6 protein-coding genes and 1 pseudogene are annotated in these 4,408 nt (G+C 56.4%); 4 read left to right on the top strand and 3 right to left on the bottom strand.

The window, feature by feature from the left end:
• The coding region (locus H8A92_RS39715) for a beta-ketoacyl synthase N-terminal-like domain-containing protein (protein ID WP_274613594.1) at positions 1-243 on the bottom strand (243 nt) is incomplete at its 3' end.
• Between the two features lie 398 nt (positions 244-641).
• Between H8A92_RS39715 and H8A92_RS39710 the strand changes: the two genes are divergently transcribed.
• A complete protein-coding gene (locus H8A92_RS39710) occupies positions 642-1,070 on the top strand; it encodes a hypothetical protein (protein WP_229200697.1) in 429 nt (142 codons plus the stop codon).
• A gap of 178 nt (positions 1,071-1,248) precedes the next feature.
• Here H8A92_RS39710 and H8A92_RS39705 read toward each other — a convergent pair whose 3' ends face one another.
• Positions 1,249-1,491, bottom strand: a complete 243-nt coding sequence (locus H8A92_RS39705) for a hypothetical protein (RefSeq protein WP_229200696.1) — start codon at positions 1,489-1,491, stop codon at positions 1,249-1,251.
• 667 nt (positions 1,492-2,158) lie between these two features.
• Here H8A92_RS39705 and H8A92_RS39700 point away from each other — a divergent pair.
• The 3 genes from H8A92_RS39700 (at position 2,159) to H8A92_RS39690 (ending at position 4,082) form a co-directional block, all read left to right on the top strand.
• Positions 2,159-2,512, top strand: a complete 354-nt coding sequence (locus H8A92_RS39700) for a hypothetical protein (protein WP_229200695.1) — start codon at positions 2,159-2,161, stop codon at positions 2,510-2,512.
• A 1-nt stretch (position 2,513) separates the two neighbouring features.
• A complete protein-coding gene (locus tag H8A92_RS39695) occupies positions 2,514-3,284 on the top strand; it encodes a hypothetical protein (RefSeq protein WP_229200694.1) in 771 nt (256 codons plus the stop codon).
• Between the two features lie 72 nt (positions 3,285-3,356).
• Positions 3,357-4,082, top strand: a complete 726-nt coding sequence (locus tag H8A92_RS39690) for a hypothetical protein (protein ID WP_229200693.1) — start codon at positions 3,357-3,359, stop codon at positions 4,080-4,082.
• A 144-nt stretch (positions 4,083-4,226) separates the two neighbouring features.
• On the opposite strand, the pseudogene H8A92_RS39685 reads toward H8A92_RS39690, so the two are convergent.
• Positions 4,227-4,408, bottom strand: a pseudogene (locus H8A92_RS39685) (HGGxSTG domain-containing protein); the annotation flags it as partial.

The following is a 4,408-nucleotide window of genomic DNA, read 5'->3' as shown; positions in this document are numbered from 1 at the left end:
CAGGATGAACCGGTCCATCTTCTTCTGGTCCTTGCGCGGCGCCGCGAGATCGGGATCGAACCCGCCCTCGGCATCCCCGGCCTTGTCAGGCACCTGGCCTGCGACGCGCGCCGGAAGGCTCATCGCCCATTCCGGCAAGGTACGAAGCCCCGATTGCCCCGACAGCAGCCGCGACCAGACCAGTTCGGTGCCACAGCCCAGCGGGGACACCGTCCCCAGGCCCGTCACAACAATTCGACGCATGGTGCTCCTGTCGTGCCCGTCGTGCGAACCGGGATGGCCCGGACGAGAGACCGCCCGGGCGTCGGGTCATATGTTATATGACGCTTATCATTTATTGTCTTGATGGACCGAACGTCAAGGTGGCGACGGCGCTTTTGTGACGGTGGCCTCATCACACTGTCACCGCGACAGGCCGCAGCCTCACGCCTGGACGCCCATGATCCGGAAACGCGATGCGGTCTGCTGCGCCCTTGATTGCGCGTCGATGACGTTTGATCGGTCACCCGTACTGATTGCATCACACAAGGTATCAATTCCGCGTTACGATGTGGGATTTCTCACATCTGCTCGGATGGGTGCCGCTTATCCTGAAGTCGTCGCTGCTTTTCTCTGAAACAGAATATTTGAGGACGGTATAAATGAAAAATCCGGTCTTGCACCCCACCTTCAGCTTTGACGACAAGCACGGCATCAGGCCATTTGATCAGGCCAATGGCTCTGTCGATCCATGGACGGGCGTAGGTGGCCTTGCCGGCTTCGCCGGTTTCAGTTTCTTCTTCTTCAATGGCGGCGGCACGGGGAACTTGGCCCCGGGACGTCCGACCACTCAGACCTCCCAGTTTACATCTCCTCCGGGAAGCGGAGCGCTCATCACCTTGAGATCGGTGTCGGGCGCATTTGTCACCGACGGCGGCGCCCATCTGACCGAACGGCCGCTGGGCCAGTTCGTCACCAACGTCTTTTTCTCAGGCCAGAATACGCTCGCCTGTCAGGTCAGGTTGTCGGATTCGAACGGCGACGATCCCATCCAGATCTGGGTGAACGGTACGCTGCTCTTTTTCAATTGAGCGAGAGCTTGTCGATCTCCCCGTCGTCGACAAAGCCAGCCGGATTGCAGCCGAACCGGGAATTACGGTGCACTTGATCACCCGTCACAACGCCCTTGGGAGCTGCGAAGGAGTTAAGTGCACTGTCACTGTGACGCTAGGTATCCGCGCGCTTCGAGATCGCCGAACGGATCAAACGTCACGGCCTGGATTCACGCAGATAGCGGGCTTGAAGAAGGATCATTTCCGGGCGTGTGGTTCGCTCCGCGCGGACCAGGCCAATGAGTAGCCGCTCGATCTCGTCCAGTTCGACCGTATCCCCGGCCAGGCGCGAGATATGATGGGCCAGGCGGTCGTTCGGACCCTCGGAATGAGACACGCGAAACCTCCGGGCGAGGGCCTGAATGTGCGCTGCGGTCGAGGAGGCGGTTAGCTTATCCATATCAATAATATAGCAGTCTCTGACTGAGATTTCATTAACGAAAAGGCATCTGAAATCAGTTGGTTGAGGGGGTACCATCGATTCGAATTGCGATGACAGGGCACTCAAATATCTGTCGTTGCTGCGATCGATCTCAATCGCGGTTTCGCCTCATCGCGTGTGGAGCGGGTCGCGCACGGATGACATCTCACCTGCGCGCACAGACCAGGGCACTGTCACCGCAATTCGATTTTTGTGCTGGTTTGGCCGCCCTCGCCAATCAAGGAAGCGCGCGGACCAACCGCGCGCTTCTGTCGCAGGGTTGTGAGTATCCCTAAGTTGCCCTTCCAGTTGCGGCTTCTGCATGCCATTTTCATAGGCAGACGCCATACGAGGCAACTAAATTATGGACGATCAAAGCGAAACCAGCACTACGGCAGCCACACGACCGGTCGCGGCGTCTGATGCAGAGCCTGCTGACGTTAAAGCCACTCCGGAGACGTTGACCGCCATTATCAAACTTCTCGAGCCGCTGTCTTCCGCACAGCGTCAGAGAATAGTAGCAGCGGCAATGATGTTCTTGGGCGAAGCGTCCTTGTAAAAGCCAAGGCAGGAGAAATCAGGGGGGAGCAGTGGCAACAACGATAGTGATGGTGATGGCGACTACCCGCCGCAGATCACCAAATGGATGAAGCAGAATGAGGTCTCAGCGGAACAGTTAGATCGGGTGTTCCATTTCAATGAAGACGCCACATTCGATCTGCTCCATGCACCCGGCAAGACGAAGAAGGACCAGACAGTCAACGCCTACATCTTGACCGGTCTGGGCAAATACCTTGCCGCGAACGACAGATCATTCGATGACGCTACAGCGCGCAGTTTTTGCGAAACGATTGGCTGTTTCGACCCAACCAATCACGCCACCAACCTGAAGAAGAACAAAGGCGGGGAATTCACGGGTGACAAGACCAAAGGCTACTCGCTGACGAATGTTGGCGTGAAGCGCGGCGCTGCGCTCGTGAAAGAAGTAGCAGGCGGTTGACATGATCGATCCATCTCGCGTGCTTGCGGCGCTGCCGCAGGCCCTCCGAGAAGAGTTGCTTGATAGCTACCAGAAGATCATGTCGAACTACCTGGAGCGCCGCTGGGAGCCTTCCGAGCTCAACGCTGGAAAGTTCTGCGAAGTAGCTTATTCGGTCGTCGACGGCGCGCTCAAAGGCAACTTCCCAGCCAAAGGCGGTAAGCCCAACAACATGCTGGCGGCCTGCCAAGCACTCGAAAGACAAAGTCCTGATCCAACCCGCGTAGGGGACCGCAGCCTGCGAGTACTTATTCCGCGCTTACTGCCGGTGCTTTACGAGATTCGCAATAACCGGGGTGTTGGGCATGTCGGCGGCGACGTTGACCCCAACCATATGGACGCGGAAGCGGTGCAGGCCATGGCGAGTTGGATGATGGCGGAGTTGGTGCGCATCTTCCACGGCGTGAAGACCGACGAAGCACAGCAGACCGTTGATGCCTTAGTGGAACGAAAGTCACCACTCATTTGGGCGGTTGGAGAAATCAAGCGCGTGCTTGATTCCAAGATGACCGCGAAGAACCAAGTGCTTGTGCTGCTGCATCACAGCACGGGTTGGGTTTCAGCAACAGATCTTCTTAACTGGGTTGAATACTCCAGCGCGAGCATGTTTCGCAGCAAGGTACTGCGGCCACTGCATAAGGACCGTCTGATTGAGTTCAACGCCGAACAAGGGCTAGCTCGCATTTCACCATCAGGAGCCAAGATAGCCGAGGAAGAATTGCTGAAGAAGTGAATCCCGGAAACGGCACGACCAAACATAAGTAACGCGAGCTCTCGAGTTTTTTACTTGATCCAGGGTTTTGTTATGAGCAACACGACGACTCGTTTTGACAACGCAAGACTTAAAGTCAAGCGGGCCGAACAGCACATTATGGAGCTGAAACGGCTCTCCGAGGCGTTCTACAGAACCGATTTTTGCAAGTTGAAGATCGAGGTCGATCCGAGATCAGGAGAAAACATTCTGAAGCTTGAATCGATCGCCGTGGTGCCAATCGATCTATCGCTCGTCATCGGAGATACCGCCCACAATCTGCGGTCTGCATTTGACTACATCAGCACATCTTACGTGGGAAAGGACAACAATCGGATTACGTTCCCTGCAGGTCAAACGCGGGAACAGCTCTTGGCCGGACATAGTTTTCGAGAGATAAACAAAGGCTTTCCCAAATTCGCGACTTTCATCGCCGACAAGATTCAACCCTATAAGGGGGGCATCTTTAAAGTCTGGGAGATTGGCAGGCTGGACAACTTCGACAAGCACAAGCTGTTGCTTCCCACAACGTCTATCCAAGCAATCACCGGAGTGGACGCGGAAGACGAAAATCACAATGTGATTACCAACATGACACTGATCGTCGATCAAGGTGGCGTTGTCCATGGTGCGGGCACGAACTCGAAGCTTACCATCAAAAGTCGTGGCAGGCCGATCGCGGAAATGCTCTTCCCCAGTGGAGCAGAGGTTTTCGAGAATCGTCCGGTCATCCCCACCTTGCTTGACCTCTCTCAGGCTGAAGGCCATCGAAGCTCTTGAAGAGTTCTGTTTCGGAGCGAGCGACGAAGCAAACACATCCGCGCCTTGATGAAGTTGGCCAGATGGTTTGTCGCGTGATCCAATGAGGCGGACGCTTCCTTCAGCTCACCCTCAGCATTGTGCAAACGCTGCTGAAGTAGGTGCTCACCTTATCTCCCCCAACAGCTTCCGTGCTTCCCCCAACAATTCCCGAATCTTCCTTCGCTCGGCAATCGCATCCCTGGTGAACAGGCCGTGCTTGCGCGCGTTCTGGTTTGCCCTCGGCGCGCCGGATCCCGCTGCGCCGCCGTGCATGCGGCAGCGGGCCTTGCCGTGCACCGCCGGCG

The organism is Bradyrhizobium acaciae (genome assembly GCF_020889785.1).
GTDB classification, from domain to species: domain Bacteria; phylum Pseudomonadota; class Alphaproteobacteria; order Rhizobiales; family Xanthobacteraceae; genus Bradyrhizobium; species Bradyrhizobium acaciae.
This window is presented reverse-complemented; position numbering and strand designations above follow the sequence as displayed.